This window comes from Citrobacter sp. wls826 (assembly GCF_005281245.1).
GTDB classification, from domain to species: domain Bacteria; phylum Pseudomonadota; class Gammaproteobacteria; order Enterobacterales; family Enterobacteriaceae; genus Citrobacter; species Citrobacter braakii.
This window is the reverse complement of record NZ_SZWS01000041.1, coordinates 49,279-65,205: the sequence shown is the minus strand read 5'-3', so window position 1 is coordinate 65,205 and position 15,927 is coordinate 49,279. Positions and strand designations below refer to the sequence as shown.

Here is a 15,927-nt window from a genome sequence, read left to right as displayed (position 1 = left end):
CAGAATGCGCGTTTTGGCGGCTGGTCGCGCGAGATGCTGATTCTGGTCGCGCTATTACTTTTTTGCGCGGTGCTGCTGATTGTGCTGATTGGCACCCTTTACCCGATGATTTACGGGTTGTTCGGCTGGGGGCGGCTCTCCGTGGGCGCACCGTACTTTAACCGTGCTACGCTGCCCTTTGGCCTGCTGATGCTGCTGGTTATCGTGCTGGCGACGATCAGAAGCCGCAAAGTGCCTGTGCGTTGCCAGCTTCCGGCACTGCTGGCGCATGCCGGGGTGCTGGTGTTTGCGGCTGGGATCGTCTTTTCCAGCAGTAGTCGTCAGGAGATAAGCCTGAATCTGAGCCCCGGGCAGCAGGTGGAACTGGCGGGCTATATTTTCCGTTTTGAGCGTCTCGACCTGGAAGCAAAAGGTAACTACACCAGTGAAAAAGCGCAGATCACGCTGTGGCAAAATGAGAAACGCATTGGCAGCCTGCAGCCCGAAAGACGCTTCTATGCTGCGCGCCGTCAACAGATGATGGAGCCGGGGATCCGCTGGAATCTGATGCATGACTGGTATGCGGTAATCGGCGAAAAAACCGGACCGGACCGTTATGCCATGCGCTTGTACGTGCAGACCGGCGTGCGCTGGATTTGGGGCGGAGGACTGTTAATGGTCTGTGGTGCGCTGCTGAGCGGATGGCGAGGGAGAAAGCGCGATGCATAAACTAATCAACGCGTTGCCGGATGGCGGCGAACGGGGTGTGAAAACGGTAGGTCGGATAAGCGCAGCGCCATCCGGCAGAACATGTTTACTCTTAGCTATCATTTTGTTTTTCATCGCCTTCGTGACACATGCCCAGGTTGTGGACACATGGACTTTTGCCAACCCGCAACAACAGGAAAAAGCGTTGTCTATTGCCAGCCAACTGCGCTGTCCACAGTGTCAAAACCAAAACTTGCTGGAATCCAATGCGCCGGTAGCGGTCAGTATGCGCCACCAGGTTTATAGCATGGTGGCGGAAGGGAAAAGTGAAGCCGAGATAACGACGTGGATGACCGATCGCTACGGTGATTTTGTGCGCTACAACCCGCCGTTGAATGAGCAAACGCTGCTGCTGTGGGCGTTGCCGTGCCTGCTGTTATTACTGGTGGGCGTGGTGGTCTGGCGGGTGAGACGGCGCCAGCGCGTAGAGGAGGATGTGCAATGAGCCAGTCCACCCATTCCCCTGCGCCGTTACGCCCACTCCCCGTGAAGTGGCTGACCGCTGCGACGGTGCTGATGGTTGTGGCCTGCATCGGAGGTTACCTGTTGACGCCAAAATGGCAGGCGGTGCGTCAGGAACAGACGCGGTTGGCGGACCCATTACATGCGTTCACCGATGAAAATGTTCAGGAAAAACAGCTACTTTTACTGCAATCGCAAATTCGTGCTAATCCACAGGACGGTGTGAAATGGGCGCAACTTGGTGAGTACTATCTTTGGCAAAACGCGTATCATAATGCGCTGCTTGCCTACGAGCAGGCGCTGCGTGTAGGGGGTGAAAATGCTGAGATCTATTCAGCGCTGGCAACGGTATTGTATTACCAGGCCGGGCAGCATATGACACCGCCCACTCGCGAGATGATTGATAAGGCTCTGGCGCTGGACCCGACAGAGGTCACTGCGCTGATGCTGTTAGCCTCAGATGCGTTTATGCAGGCAGACTACGCTCAGGCCATTTCAGTGTGGCAAAAAGTTATGGATTTAAACTCGCCGAGGGTGAACCGGGCACAGCTCATTGACTCTATTAATATGGCGAAGTTGTTGCAGAATCGGCAAAAATAAATTTGTTTCTTTTGTGATTTGTATCATTTGGCCTGTTTAAAAAACAGGCGAACGAACAAATGAGCAAAAAAAACTCACGCCATGACTTCTTCATTTTTGAACATATTAAAATTCTTTTATAACAAAAAGTTATTCATTGATACCCCGATAAAATTGCATTTTTATGCATAAATTCAGCTGAAGGCTCTGTTCCTGGAGGGTTGCGCGAGACAGTACGCAAATGATAATGATAATAAGCGTTAAAAAACTCCATAAACGAACGCAACACAATTCATACCCTTTCAGTATGTACTATTACCACACACCGCATGTGGAATAGCGCTCCATCGAGGAAGTCCGTTGTTATGAAAAATTTGAAAGTCAGCCTGGCATGGCAGATTCTGATCGCTATGGTGCTGGGCATTCTGCTGGGGAGTTACCTGCATTACCATAGTGACAGCCGTGAATGGCTGGTTGTAAACCTGCTGTCACCGGCGGGCGATATCTTTATCCATCTGATCAAAATGATTGTGGTGCCCATTGTTATCTCTACGCTGGTTGTCGGTATCGCCGGGGTCGGTGATGCAAAACAGCTGGGCCGTATTGGCGCCAAAACTATTCTCTATTTCGAAGTGATCACCACCGTGGCGATTATCCTGGGTATCACGCTGGCGAATGTGTTCCAGCCAGGTACCGGGGTGGATATGTCGCAACTGGCGACCGTGGATATTTCGAAATATCAAAGCACGACCGCAGAAGTACAGAGCCACGCGCATGGCCTGATGGGGACAATTTTGTCACTGGTGCCAACCAACATCGTCGCATCGATGGCAAAAGGCGATATGCTGCCGATTATCTTCTTCTCGGTGCTGTTCGGTTTAGGTCTGTCTTCCCTGCCGGCAACTCACCGCGAGCCGTTGGTTACCGTATTTCGCTCTATTTCCGAAACCATGTTTAAAGTCACTCACATGGTTATGCGCTACGCGCCAGTCGGCGTTTTCGCGCTGATTGCCGTTACCGTCGCGAACTTCGGTTTTGCTTCCTTGTGGCCGCTGGCGAAGCTGGTGCTGTTGGTGCATTTCGCCATTCTGTTCTTCGCGCTGGTGGTGCTGGGGATCGTGGCGCGCATCTGCGGTTTGAGCATCTGGATCCTGATCCGCATTCTGAAAGACGAGCTGATTCTGGCCTACTCTACCGCCAGCTCCGAGAGCGTGCTGCCGCGCATTATTGAGAAGATGGAAGCCTATGGCGCGCCCGCTTCAATCACCAGCTTTGTGGTGCCGACCGGCTACTCATTCAACCTTGATGGTTCAACTCTGTACCAGAGTATCGCCGCTATCTTTATCGCGCAGCTGTACGGTATCGACCTGTCGCTGTGGCAGGAAATCGTGCTGGTGTTGACGCTGATGGTGACCTCGAAAGGGATTGCGGGTGTGCCGGGCGTATCATTCGTGGTGCTGCTGGCTACGCTGGGCAGCGTGGGGATCCCACTGGAAGGCCTGGCGTTTATCGCCGGTGTTGACCGTATCCTCGACATGGCGCGTACCGCGCTGAACGTGGTGGGTAATGCGCTGGCGGTACTGGTTATCGCCAAGTGGGAGCACAAATTTGACCGCAAGAAAGCGCTGGCCTATGAGCGCGACGTGCTGGGTAGATTTGATAAGACCGCTAATCAGTAATTCATGACAGCTTGCCGGATAAGCGTAGCGCTATCCGGCAATGCAAATCATTACCCGTTTGTTAACTTATCAAACTCTTCGCAGCCGGTATCGAATCCTTCCATACAGCTCAGATTCAGCCAGTGCAGCGCCTTCTGTTTATTCTTCACGATAAAACCCTGTTCACCGTTTAAGAACATCATCCCTGCCCAGTATTCGGAATAACCGGTGCGGGAAATGGCTGAACTTCGTTTGAAATACCACGTCGCTTTCTCATCGTCAGCGGGAATGCCCACGCCGTTGGCGTAAATCAGGCCGAGCAGCATTTGTGCGTCGACGGCGGAGTCATTTTCCAGGTCTTCGGAGGCGTTTTGCAGCAAGGTAATGGCTTTAGGGTAATCGGTACGTCCAGCCTGGGTGTTGACCAGAATCCGCGCCAGGGTAAGTTCTCCCGCTTTACTGCCTGCTTTGGCTGCTTTTTCCGCCAGCGTTTTAGCCTGGGGGTAATCCAGACTGACCGGATTCGTAATTTTGATTTGCGCCAGTAGCGCACAGGCGTCGGCATCGCCGTTGTCGGCGGCTTTTTGCGCCCAATACTCGGCTTTGCTCAAATCGCCCGAACTGAACCAGGTATCGGCAAGAAAGTACTGTGCGCGACGATCCCCTGCCTCAGCGGCCTGTAAGTACTGGCTTCCTGGCTCAGTATCACTGGCATGGGCAAAGAATGTCATAAAGAACATCAATGCAATGAGTTGTTTCATTTTGAGTTTTATTTAGGGTACGGAATGAACAGTATAAAGAGATCGTATGGATAAAAAAACAGCCTCCGGGCGGAGGCTGTTGCAGAACAGTTACGTAAACGGACTAACCCATCGCGCTTTCGCGCAGGCTGGCTTTCAGCTTGGTGTATTCATCAATGACATACTGCTCGGCAGCGCGCTGATCGGCAATGCGTTCAACGTTAACGGCACAGTACTTGTACTCCGGCGTTTTGGTAATCGGGCTTAAGTTCTCGGTTACCAGCTCATTACATGCGCCAATCCACCACTGGTAGGTCATGTAAATCGCGCCTTTGTTTGGACGATCGCTGACTGCTGCACGGGTAATGACCCGGCCTTTACGCGAGTTAACCCATACCAGCTCTTCATCCTGGATGCCCAGGCGTGCTGCGTCGGCGGTGTTGATCTGGGCATAGCCCGGTTCATCCGCCAGCGCGGCCAGCGCCGCACAGTTACCGGTCATCGAACGGCAAGAGTAGTGGCCGACTTCACGCACCGTGGACAGCACCATCGGGTACTCCTCAGTGAGTTTGTCGATTGGCGCTACCCAGTCGCAGGTAAAGAACTGCGCCAGGCCGTTCGGGGTATCGAACTTCTCTTTGAAGAGATAAGACGTACCCTGGTCGGTTTCTGAGGTGTCGCGGCAAGGCCACTGGATATAACCCAGTTCGCCCATTTTCTCGTAAGTGGCACCGTAGAAATCCGGGCACAGATGACGCAACTCATCCCAGATTTCCTGGGTGTTGTTGTAGTGCATCGGGTAGCCCATACGGGTGGCGATTTCACTGATAATCTGCCAGTCCGTTTTCAGATCCCACTTCGGCTCAACGGCTTTAAAGAAGCGCTGGAAGCCACGGTCAGCCGCGGAGAAGACGCCTTCATGCTCGCCCCATGACGTAGACGGTAAAATAACGTCTGCGGCAGCGGCAGTTTTGGTCATGAAGATATCCTGCACGATGACCAGTTCCAGATCCTCAAAGCCTTTGCGCACTGCGGAGAGTTCAGCATCAGTCTGTAATGGATCTTCACCCATAATGTACGCCGCGCGGACTTCGCCATGCGCCGCACGGTGTGGCAGTTCACTGATGCGATAGCCGGTATGTGCAGGCAGACTTTCCACGCCCCAGGCTTTAGCGAACTTCTCGCGGTTAGCCGGATCTTTCACATACTGATAGCCCGGATAAGTATCCGGTAGCGCGCCCATGTCGCATGCGCCCTGAACGTTGTTCTGGCCACGAACCGGGTTAACGCCCACGCTTGGCTTACCGAGGTTGCCGGTCAGCATTGCGAGGCTGGTCAGTGAACGCACGGTTTCCACACCCTGATAGAACTGGGTAACACCCATGCCCCACAGGATGGCCGCGCTTTTTGCCGTGGCGTACATACGAGCAGCCTGACGAATATCCTGTGCGCTAACGCCAGTGATATCTTCGACGGACTCCGGCGTGTAGCCTTCGACAATCTTGCTGTACTCTTCGAATCCTTCGGTACGGGAGGCGACGAACGCCTGGTCGTACAGTTTTTCTTCGATGATGACATGACCCATAGCGTTGAGCAGCGCGATGTTCGAGCCGTTTTTCAACGCGATGTGCATATCGGCAATACGCGCGGTTTCAATTTTGCGCGGATCGCAGACGATAATTTTCGCCCCGTTACGTTTAGCGTTAATCACGTGATTCGCCACGATCGGGTGGGAATCCGCCGGGTTGTACCCGAAGATGAACACTAAATCTGTGTTATCAATTTCATTGATAGCATTACTCATTGCGCCGTTACCGACCGATTGGTGCAGACCTGCAACCGAAGGGCCGTGTCAGACGCGAGCGCAGCAGTCAACGTTATTGGTACCAATAACGGCGCGCGCGAATTTTTGCATTACATAGTTGGTTTCGTTACCCGTACCGCGAGATGAACCGGTCGTCTGAATAGCGTCCGGGCCATACTTCGCTTTGATGGCGCTCAGACGAGTGGCGACGTAATCAAGCGCTTCATCCCAGGAAACGGATTCCAGTTTGCCGCCACGCTGGCGACGGATCATTGGGGTTTTCAGACGAGGGGTCAGGATCTGGGTATCATTGATAAAATCCCAGCCATAGTAGCCCTTCAGACACAAGGTACCCTGGTTGGTTTTCCCCTGCGCCGCTTCAGCCCGGACGATTTTGCCGTTATCGACCACCAGGTTGATTTTGCAACCTGATGCGCAATATGGGCAAACCGTGACGACTTTTTTCATCGGTCTCGCTCCAGTTAATCAAATCACGCATACGCGCTTGTCGCTTGAGTTATGCATCTTTTATGCCATGTTTTTATCAAGGGCATTAGTCGATATTACGGGCGAATTTTGCGCAAAACCCTGACGAAAAACAGGCTGTCGTCATATTTGACGTGACGAATCTCCAATACGTGACGGCCCGGCAGTGTGACCGAGGTTATGTTTCCCACACATCCTTGTGCCTTATCGCTGTCACTCTGTGCAGAATCAATCACACTCATTTAAGTTGGCCAGAAATGGGGAAAAACAATGAAGCCAGCCATACTGGTTGTGGATGATGACATCGCTGTCTGCACGCTTTTACAGGATGTGCTGAGCGAACACGTCTTTGCAGTGACCGCATGTCACACCGGGCAGGAGGCGCTGCGCTGCATTGAGACTCAGCCGGAAATCGCTCTGGTATTGCTGGACATGATGTTGCCTGATATTAACGGTCTGATGGTGCTGCAGCAGGTGCAAAAGATGAGACCCGGATTACCGGTGGTGATGCTGACCGGGCTTGGCAGCGAGTCGGATGTGGTTGTCGGGTTGGAAATGGGCGCTGACGACTACATCGGTAAACCGTTCAATGCGCGGGTGCTGGTGGCGCGGGTAAAGGCGGTACTCAGACGCGTCGGCGTGTTAACGGCAGAAAGTGGCAGCCCGCAAACCACGGGGCTTTCTTTTAACGGTTGGCATCTCGATACCGCCGGTTGCCAGTTACATAATCCTCAGCAACTGAAGGTGGAGTTGACGCAGGGGGAATACAGCCTGCTGCTGGCGCTGGCCCAAAACGCCCGCCGGGTACTTAGCCGAGAACAACTGCTGGAACTGACGCGCAGCGACAGCGTTGAGGTGTTTGACCGCACCATTGACGTGCTAATCATGCGGTTACGGCGAAAAATAGAGAACAACCCGCATCAGCCGATGCTGATCAAAACCCTGCGCGGGCTGGGCTATGTGTTTGCCGCCGACGTTCAGCATCATGATAAGGCGGCGTAAACGTCTTATCCGGCTTACAAGGACGCTATATCGGCTTTTAGCTCTGCCAACGTTTTCGCGCCGTCTATCGCGTTGGCGCACAGCAAACTGGCCCGTGCGCAGGCGTGTGCCAGCCTGACGCTGTCCGTCAGCGACCAGCGTTCATGACAGCCATACAAAAATCCGGCGCAAAACGCATCTCCCGCCCCGACGCTGCCAACGATCTCCTCCGGCGCCAGGTACTGTGACGGGATCCAGACGCCCGGCAGATCCGGCGCTTCACCCCAGGCGCCTTCCGGACAGTGGATAACCACCCGCTGGCGAACGCCCGCATTCAACAGTTCGCGCGCAGCGGTGGCGATGTGCGCAATATGCAGCTCCCCGTTGGGCAGGCGGATCTCCAGCCCGCTGAATTCCCCGGCTTCCAGCTCGTTAATTACCAGATAGTCGAGATGGCGCAGAGCTGGCATCACCAGCGGCTGATAGCGCGGGTCGCCCTTGCGTGAAACCAGATCCAGTGATGTTTCAAAGCCGTTGTCGCGCATTTGCGCCAGCAGCCGTGCGCTACGCGTGCCGTACTCCTCATCCGGCATGTCCAGACTGTCGAGCAGCAGCAGATAGCCAAGATGGAAGATTTTCATCGAGGTATCCAGTTGCTCAAAAGCGGGCAGATCCAGCAGCCGGTTGGCGCCGGGCGAGTGGAAAAAGGTGCGCTGACCGCTGGGATCGGTCATCACCTGTGACATCGACGTGGGGGCGAAAGTCGTGCGCTGCACATGTTGGCGATTAACATGATACTGCTCCAGCATCGCCATGATGTAGTCGCCGTCGCTATCCTGACCGATTAACCCCACCGCCTGCAGCGGCAGTCCGGTGTGCATTTTCGCCAGCGTCAGCAGTACGTTCAGCGGCGCACCGCCCGTCGCGCGTTCGCTACGGATGATTTCCGCCAGCCAGCCGCGTTCCGGCCACTGCACAATTTGATGCACATGATCGACCAGCATGTTGCCTGCGGCGATAACGCCTCTGCGTTCCATCAGACCCGTCCCGCGCTGCCAAAAATACGCATCTGTTCTGAAACGGTATCGGTAATGGCCTCTTCAATGGCGAGCAGCAGTTCGGCAAATTCGTCGTACAGGGGCTGACGATTCGCTATTCTTGTCTCTACTGCCGACAGCGCCGCCTGCGACATGCCGGTATAGAAATTAATTTTGTGAATGCCGAGTTCAATTGCGCGCTTGAAATCGTCGTTGCTGATGCCGGAACCGCCGTGCAGTACCAGCGGGATCGCCGCCTGCTGGCGAAGGGCGTCCAGACGCGGAAAGTCGAGCACCGGTTCGCCTTTATATTTGCCGTGTGCATTACCAATGGCGACCGCCAGCGCGTCAATCCCGGTTCTGTCGACGAAATCACGCGCCATCATCGGGTCGGTAAATAACGACTCGTCGGCATGACCATACAACGCGCCGCCCTCATCGCCTCCCACCGCGCCCAGTTCGGCTTCCACCGATACACCGACGGCGTGACACATCTTCACCACTTCGCGGGTTTGACGAATATTTTCTTCATACTCCAGCGTGGAGCCATCAAACATCACTGAACTGAAACCTAAGCGCAGTGCCCGAACCACCGACTCAAAGTGCAGGCCGTGGTCAAGGTTCAGCACTACCGGAATGTCATGCCGCGCGGCTTCGTACTTGACCGCTTCGACCAGAGAATCCAACGAGATATATTTAAAATGCACCTCGGCGATGTTGATGATAAACGGCGAACGTTCCTGCTTTGCCGCGGCAAACAGCGCGCGCAGGAAGTGTGAGTCCAGAACGTTAAACGCCCCTAAGGCATAGCGGTGCTCGCGGGCATGGGCAAGGCCATCGGCGAGAGATATCAACGGCATAATGCGCTCCTTGGTTAGCGGAACAGGCGATACTCATTACACAGCACCAGCTGCGCCGGGTCGTCTTCTTCAATGTCGTTATAGCGGGCGATCGGTTGCAGAAAGTGGTTATCGTGGTCGTCGTCATTAACAGAAGAAACCTCGCCGACCAGCACGTCGCCAAAACCTTCTTCCGCCCAGAAGCTGTGATACAGGCCCGGTGGCAGGCAGATGCTTTCACCCGGCGTCAGGCGCAGTTGACTGCCTGCCGCATGGGTTTGCCGACAGCCGTCAATCACCACGCTCACGTCGCTGTCCTCCGTTTGTTCTCGGATCCCCGCATTCCACAGTTCCACAATTAAATTACCGCCGCCGCGATTGATAATGTCTTCGCGTTTACGCCAGTGAAAATGCATCGGCGTGACCTGCGCATCGCGAACATGCATGATTTTCTCGGCGTAGCATTTCTCGTAAGGCATTCCTTTCGGCGAGCCATTACGCAGGGTAAACAGCGTTAACCCTTGCGCGGCGAAATTGTTGCCGCCAAACGCGGTGACATCCCAACCGAGCTTAAGGTCGAAAACTTCTCTCCAGGCGGCGGGATCAAGCTTGCGCCATTGGGTCGGCGGGAAACTGGCGAAAGGGGGGAGATGCACGTCGTGCTGAGAGAAAAACTGGCGCGTGTGGCCAAGGATTTCGTTTATTGCTGAGCGTTTCATTGATTCTCCTGTGGCTGATAAGATGACCTTTATGCGGCCCTCTTCTCAAAGAAGAGGGAGAAAATCAAAAGCTTTCCCATGGATAAAATGGACACAATCCGGTTACCTCTCCCTCACAGCAGAATAGGGAATAGTTATATTTTATTGTGTTTTTCTATGTGGTGATGTGATTCATTCAATAAAATGATAAATAAAAAGAGCATTTTCACAAATGTTATTATAAATCATTATCTTAATATGTTTGTTTTTTTAGTCGAATCTCAGTTTTCTGCAGTCATTGGGATGTGAGCGCTGGCGTGTTGCCTCGCGATTAAAAATGAATAATACATAATATAAATAATCTTATTAAAATCTGCTGCTATTGAATATAAAATGTCGTTAGTTAACCGATTGTTTATATATCATAAGTGTACTACGTACTTTGCTAATAACTATTTGTTTAGTTTTAAAATATTTTTTAGTAAAAAATAACCTTCTTAGTAGTCTTGTTGGTATGCTGATTAAACTTTATTCTTTATGTATTACTGTCTTTCTGCAAGGGATGCGATAATGAAAAAAGGTTCTGGCTTCTATAATCTTGAAGGTATGATTTCAGATGATAGTATAAATAAATACTTATTAACCATCAGAGGGTCGGTAAATTTAGGTGTACTTGATGTTGAATCAATTGACGGAAAGGAAAGTCTAAGTAAACCATATAGTTATAAAATAACATTCACTTCAAAATGTAAAGATATCCCTCCAGAATCTCTTCTTAATATTGAAGCTATGCTACAAATTAGAGCCCCTAATAATAAATGGAGTAAATATGTTCAGGGTTCTGCAATGTGGATCAATGAGCGGCAAATAGAAGGGGTTATTACATCATGTTCACTTATTAGCACTTCAGCGGATGAATCACTGTACGAAATCAGGCTGGAGCATAAGCTTGCATTACTCTCACGACGCAGGCGATCGGCTATTTACCTGAATATTAACGTTCCGAAACTGGTAACGCAGATCCTCAAAGAGCATTTTTTTGCTGATTATGAAATCGACTTTGATAAGCTTCTTTGTACCTATCCTGACCGGGAAATGATCGTACAGTGGGAGGAATCAGATTTAGCGTTTGTCAGCCGCATCCTGTCAGAAGTTGGGATCTGGTTCAGGATTGAAAATCATCATGCGGTTTCGCACATTATGGTGCTTATCTTTAGTGATTCCCAAAGCCGGTACATCTTCGATCAAAAGATTATGCATGCATCTCATGCGGGTCTGACAGCAAATGATTACGCGATCGATAAGCTGGTATCAAAGCACAACGTTGTCTCCGCAGCCGTTAAAGCAAAGAACTTTGACTACCGGCTTGCCAACTCGCTAATACTCAATGCTGATGCCGATGGGGCTGAACAAACATCGACGACGTATGGAGTGGATTATCGTTATGCGGATATTCACCACCAGCCGGGATCGAAATTTGCAGAGGAACAACCGGGCGAATCCAGCTGGTTCTACGCCAAACTGCATCACGAAATTATTCTTAATAATCAATCTGTTTTAAGCGGGGTGACCACCAGCCCGTCGATCGCGCCAGGTATGGTGCTTGAAATCGACGGTACTATTCCGCAAGCGTTTACTTCAGGATTTGTGGTAACGGCAATGCGGGTGACGGGGAGGCGTGATGCCGCCCTTCAATCCCAACTGATCGGTATTCCTTACAGTGAGCGCGTTTGCTTTCGGCCGCAGCTACTACCCCGACCGCGTATCGTGGGTACGGTTCCCGCAATTGTTTCCTCCCGAATAGACAATGACAAATATGCCCATATCGATGTGCAGGGGCGCTATTGGGTGAAGTTTGATTTTGACCTCGACCAACATAAGCAAGGCTATGAAAGTATGCCCGTCCGTCTGGCACGGATTTATGCCGGTGATACTTATGGTCATCACTTCCCGCTCATTCAGGGGGCGGAAGTTGCCATTGCGTTTGAAGGTGGTGATCCGGAAAGGCCTTTCATTGCCCATGCGCTGCATCATGCTCCAAAGCCTGACCTCGTCACCAGCCGTAACAATACCCGCAACGTAATCCGTACTGCGGGCCACAATAAGCTGCGGATGGAGGACCGACGCGGACAGGAACACGTCAAGTTAAGTACCGAATACGCTAAAACCCAGCTGAACATGGGCCACCTTGTTGATGCTGGTGGTAAGCCGCGCGGTGAAGGCGCAGAACTGCGCACCGATGAGCGGGGGGTGTTGAGAGCCGCAAAGGGAATATTGCTGACGACAGAGGCGCAGCCAAAAGCCCAGGGCAAGCAGCTCGATATGAACGCAGTTGTTCAACAGCTACAGGCTGCGCTTGTACTGGCAACCTCTCTTCAGCAGAGCGCCCTGACGGCGCAAGCGTTAAACGTCGAAATGGGGCAACAGCAGCAGCTTAACGCCGCACTTGAACAGTTGACTCAGCCGGGGCTGGTGGCCTATGCCGATCAAGGTATGGCTCTGCTCACACCAGAAACCATGGCGCTGTCGGCAAACAAAGATCTGTCGCTGAATGCGGCCAATAACGGCAGTTTTAATGTTTTTAAAAAACTCTCCATGGCTGTCGGACAGGGTTTATCGCTTTTCAGCAGAGCGATCGGGATCAAAATTATTGCCGCAAAAGATGATATTTCCGTCCAGGCGCAGCGTGGTGAAATGGGCCTGCTTTCCGATCAGCATTTTCATATTCAAAGTATGAACGGCAATGTGACCATCAGCGCCAAAAAGAATATTCAGTTGCTGTGTGGGGGTGGCGGTATCCGAATAAATGAAGATGGCTCAGTAAAAATATTCTCTCCCGCTAAAGTGCAGTTGAAAGGCACCACTCTTGACTGGAGTGGGCCGGAATCCGTTAAAGATAAATCCCCCGTTTTTCAGGAAGACCAGTTTCACCGCCGCATTAAATTACATGGTTATGGGAATACGGACGATGTTCTGAAAAAGACAAAATTCAGACTGACTAAGGCCTCCGGTGAAATCATTGAAGGTGTTACCGACGATGAAGGCATGACGCCGTTACTGGATATGACGGAAATGGATGAAATGAAAATGGAGATTTTGCCAAATGAGTAACAGTCCCTTTAATCCGCGAGTCGTGGCGACGGGGGTACAAGGCGTGCCTAAATCCACCGGCGGAAAAATGGCAGTCTGCGAAGTGGCGGTTAAAAACCCTATGCCCTGTATTGTGATCCTTGTTCATGGTGTTAACGATGTGGGCGAGGCGTATCAAAATCAGGAGCAGGGGATCATTGCCGGCCTGAATGAACGTATGGGCCGTACGGATATGTATCCGCATGAATGGCACCAGTTCAAAATGGATATGGGCGATGGCGAACAGCAGCAGGTGAAAATGCCTGGGCGCAGTCCGGTGATCCCATTTTACTGGGGATATAAACCTGTTGATCATGCAACGTATATCGAGGACCAGCGGCGTTATCGTGATGAGCTGGCTAAATCAGGCAGCGCCGCAAAGCTGCCTTACAATGCCTACCAGGAAGATGACGCCACGAAGCTGGCAAAGTTAGGACACATTCCTCAAACCACGTTGAAATATCAGAATGATAATTTCGGTAATGTTCTCGACGATGTGTATGCCAAAGGCGGTGGCACCTTTGCGAATGCGACAACCACAATTCCGGATATGTTAGGCCCGGGCTCCGGCGGCCTGACGAATGGCGCTGCAGGATTTGCTTCATTTCATATGAATGGTGGGGATTTTACGCATCCTATTTATGATAACCCTCACCGTATTTATCAGTTTTTTGCCGCGCAGAGGCTGGCAGATTTAATCCTGATGATTCGAAATAATAAATCTACTGAAAACGACCCTATTAATATCGTTGCACACTCTCAGGGAACGATCATTACCATGCTTGCCAATATGCTGGTTAAAGAAGCAGGGGCGGACCCCGTTGATTGCGTTATTCTTAATCACTCCCCCTATGCGCTTGAAAATACGTTTGCCGAGAGTGCGACCCCCGGACATCACCAGACGGATCGCGCCCGTCAGCAGACGTTTAAAAATTTCTGTCATTTGATGGCGACAAACGATAAATATGGCAAAGGAGAATACCACACCGGAGCGGAAATTGATGATATAGAAGGCGCAACATGTCTGAGTAAAACCCATTCTCAATGGCGCAAGAATAAGCTCTATACCCGCAATAACTTCGGCAAGGTATATAACTATTTTTGCCCCAATGACAGTGTTGTCTCATTACTTAACGTGCAGGGTTTTGGCTGGCGAGGCATACCTCACGACATTGCGAGTGGCATAGAGAATTTGCGCCAGCGTGTTTTCTGCGAAAATGGCCCCGATATAGGTTGTAGCCCCCAAAGCGTGCCTTTTGAAATGCCGACGTTAAAAAAGGGAAGTTTTAATCAGGATACGGGTTTTACTAAACAATATACGTTTTCCGATGTTGTGATTAATGGTGAACAACTTCCCGTTACTTTTAAGCATCAACTACAGGGGGTAGAGAGCAAGTATAAATATTCGTTAGAGCCTGATTCTCCCGATCAGGTCATCTCATTTTCTGCAAAAGCCACTACTATTTCCCGTACTGAGACAGATATTAAAAATCTCAGCGGCGCAGGTTTCGATTTTTTACAGCCAGGTCGGGAATTAACACCAGCAGAACTCACAATGTTCAGCAATAAATATGGTAAGCGTTATACCAAAGGCGCTGTCCTTGGAGGGGGATACAATAAAACCGTACAGCTGATTTATGAAAAAACGGCGGATGAACTGAAAAAAGAATGGATGCACTCAGACCCTGTTGGTTACAGCCAGCATTCCTCTATTGTCATGTCAAAAGATGCCCCAGCGAAAGCAATGGCCTTCGATCTGGCGGTGGGGATATGCAGGGCATTTGATTACGAAAATGGTGAGTTCTGGGTAAAACTACTTCGCCGTGGGGACTGGCGTATGAAGAAAAATGGTCTACCAAGTACTGTAGATTATTATAATACTGGTATATTAAATAATTTATATACAAAGCAGTTTATGAATAGACCGGATGATATTTTACCCAAAGGGATGTTTGGTGTGGTTAATGAATACTGTCATTCAACAATAGTTAAACCGGCAAGACATAATGAAATATACAATACGGAGATTTCCAATCTGCAATGGGACATGCCTGAGCCGCTTAACGTATAAGGACATTTTATGAAAAATAAATTGATGCTAAGTTTACTGGCCTTAATCCTCACAACGATGACGCTGACCGTTGAGGCAAAAGTGCCCTCGCAGATTATTTATCGCTATGATAATAACCGCTATCTGGAATTGAAAGGATTCAATTGTGATGGCGCACTTTGGTATCATGATACCACACGAAATATTCACAAAGAGTTAATTGATGGTAGATTTGCTTCCTTCAGGGTTTTCACCGGGGCCTATATCCACCCATCCGATAAATATATATTCATTCCAGACTGGGAACCAACGGCTTATCTGATATCCAAAGACTATGGTCAAACATGGCGGGTCGCAACCTATATGGCTTCTTTCCCGGCGCTGGAAAGAAACTCAGATGGGGTAATGCGTGATTATCCGGAAGGAAAAGAAATCAAAAGAGTGGTGGTGGTCAATAATCAGGCATTTATTACCACTTCGCAGAATCATTTGTATATGAGTTCATACCCTTTTGACGATCCGCGTCTAAAACCCGGCGGGCCGGGTATAGATTATAAATTCTTTGATGACACGTATTATCTCTACAGGCCAGGCAAGCATAAATCCAATGGCGAGTATGTGGATGCCCACATCAGACCTGAATCTCCAGGGTATGCGTGGGGTACGGTTATTTTTATGAAAAAAGGACTGAATAATCTTGTTGAGTCAGAAAAATCG

11 protein-coding genes and 1 pseudogene are annotated in these 15,927 nt (G+C 50.8%); 7 read left to right on the top strand and 5 right to left on the bottom strand.

Going from position 1 to position 15,927, the window contains the following annotated elements; genetic code table 11:
• From nrfF to gltP, 3 genes and pseudogenes are all read left to right on the top strand, one after another.
• Positions 1 to 1,192: pseudogene (gene nrfF, locus FDW87_RS22185) on the top strand (heme lyase NrfEFG subunit NrfF); the annotation flags it as partial.
• A complete protein-coding gene (gene nrfG / locus FDW87_RS09275) occupies positions 1,189 to 1,809 on the top strand; it encodes a heme lyase NrfEFG subunit NrfG (protein ID WP_047357723.1) in 621 nt (206 codons plus the stop codon). The pseudogene nrfF and the gene nrfG, both read left to right, overlap by 4 nt.
• Positions 1,810 to 2,153: 344 nt before the next feature.
• Positions 2,154 to 3,467 (top strand): glutamate/aspartate:proton symporter GltP, encoded by a 1,314-nt coding sequence (gltP, locus tag FDW87_RS09270; protein ID WP_016155456.1) that lies wholly within the window; start codon positions 2,154 to 2,156, stop codon positions 3,465 to 3,467.
• A 50-nt stretch (positions 3,468 to 3,517) separates the two neighbouring features.
• Here the strand turns inward: gltP and yjcO are convergent, their stop codons facing one another.
• Together yjcO and fdhF are read right to left on the bottom strand one after the other, a co-directional pair.
• Complete coding sequence (gene yjcO / locus FDW87_RS09265; protein WP_016155379.1) at positions 3,518 to 4,207, bottom strand: Sel1 family TPR-like repeat protein YjcO; 690 nt, start codon at positions 4,205 to 4,207, stop codon at positions 3,518 to 3,520.
• Between the two features lie 103 nt (positions 4,208 to 4,310).
• Positions 4,311 to 6,458 carry a formate dehydrogenase subunit alpha gene (gene fdhF, locus FDW87_RS09260; RefSeq protein ID WP_081000494.1) on the bottom strand — a complete coding sequence of 716 codons (2,148 nt, stop codon included), beginning with the start codon at positions 6,456 to 6,458 and terminating at the stop codon, positions 4,311 to 4,313.
• A 288-nt stretch (positions 6,459 to 6,746) separates the two neighbouring features.
• On the opposite strand from fdhF, the gene FDW87_RS09255 reads away from it, so the two are divergent.
• The gene (locus FDW87_RS09255) at positions 6,747 to 7,478 is read left to right on the top strand and encodes a response regulator (RefSeq protein ID WP_019077857.1); all 732 of its coding nucleotides are present in this window, start codon (positions 6,747 to 6,749) and stop codon (positions 7,476 to 7,478) included.
• A 14-nt stretch (positions 7,479 to 7,492) separates the two neighbouring features.
• Here FDW87_RS09255 and FDW87_RS09250 read toward each other — a convergent pair whose 3' ends face one another.
• The 3 genes from FDW87_RS09250 to FDW87_RS09240 are packed head-to-tail and all read right to left on the bottom strand — an operon-like array spanning position 7,493 to position 10,052.
• Positions 7,493 to 8,497, bottom strand: a complete 1,005-nt coding sequence (locus FDW87_RS09250) for a carbohydrate kinase family protein (protein ID WP_085951088.1) — start codon at positions 8,495 to 8,497, stop codon at positions 7,493 to 7,495.
• On the bottom strand, positions 8,494 to 9,354 hold the full coding sequence (locus FDW87_RS09245) for a ketose 1,6-bisphosphate aldolase (RefSeq protein ID WP_016155460.1): 861 nt from the start codon (positions 9,352 to 9,354) through the stop codon (positions 8,494 to 8,496). Before FDW87_RS09245 ends, FDW87_RS09250 begins: the two co-directional genes overlap by 4 nt.
• A 14-nt stretch (positions 9,355 to 9,368) precedes the next feature.
• Positions 9,369 to 10,052, bottom strand: a complete 684-nt coding sequence (locus FDW87_RS09240) for a D-lyxose/D-mannose family sugar isomerase (RefSeq protein WP_137379679.1) — start codon at positions 10,050 to 10,052, stop codon at positions 9,369 to 9,371.
• A 549-nt stretch (positions 10,053 to 10,601) separates the two neighbouring features.
• Between FDW87_RS09240 and FDW87_RS09235 the strand changes: the two genes are divergently transcribed.
• From FDW87_RS09235 to FDW87_RS09225, 3 genes are all read left to right on the top strand, one after another.
• Positions 10,602 to 13,142 (top strand): type VI secretion system Vgr family protein, encoded by a 2,541-nt coding sequence (locus FDW87_RS09235; protein WP_137379678.1) that lies wholly within the window; start codon positions 10,602 to 10,604, stop codon positions 13,140 to 13,142.
• Positions 13,135 to 15,231 (top strand): alpha/beta hydrolase, encoded by a 2,097-nt coding sequence (locus tag FDW87_RS09230; RefSeq protein WP_137379677.1) that lies wholly within the window; start codon positions 13,135 to 13,137, stop codon positions 15,229 to 15,231. The genes FDW87_RS09235 and FDW87_RS09230 overlap by 8 nt, the downstream gene beginning before the upstream one ends.
• 24 nt (positions 15,232 to 15,255) lie before the next feature.
• Positions 15,256 to 15,927: hypothetical protein (locus FDW87_RS09225; RefSeq protein ID WP_371415026.1), on the top strand; the 672-nt coding region annotated here is incomplete at its 3' end.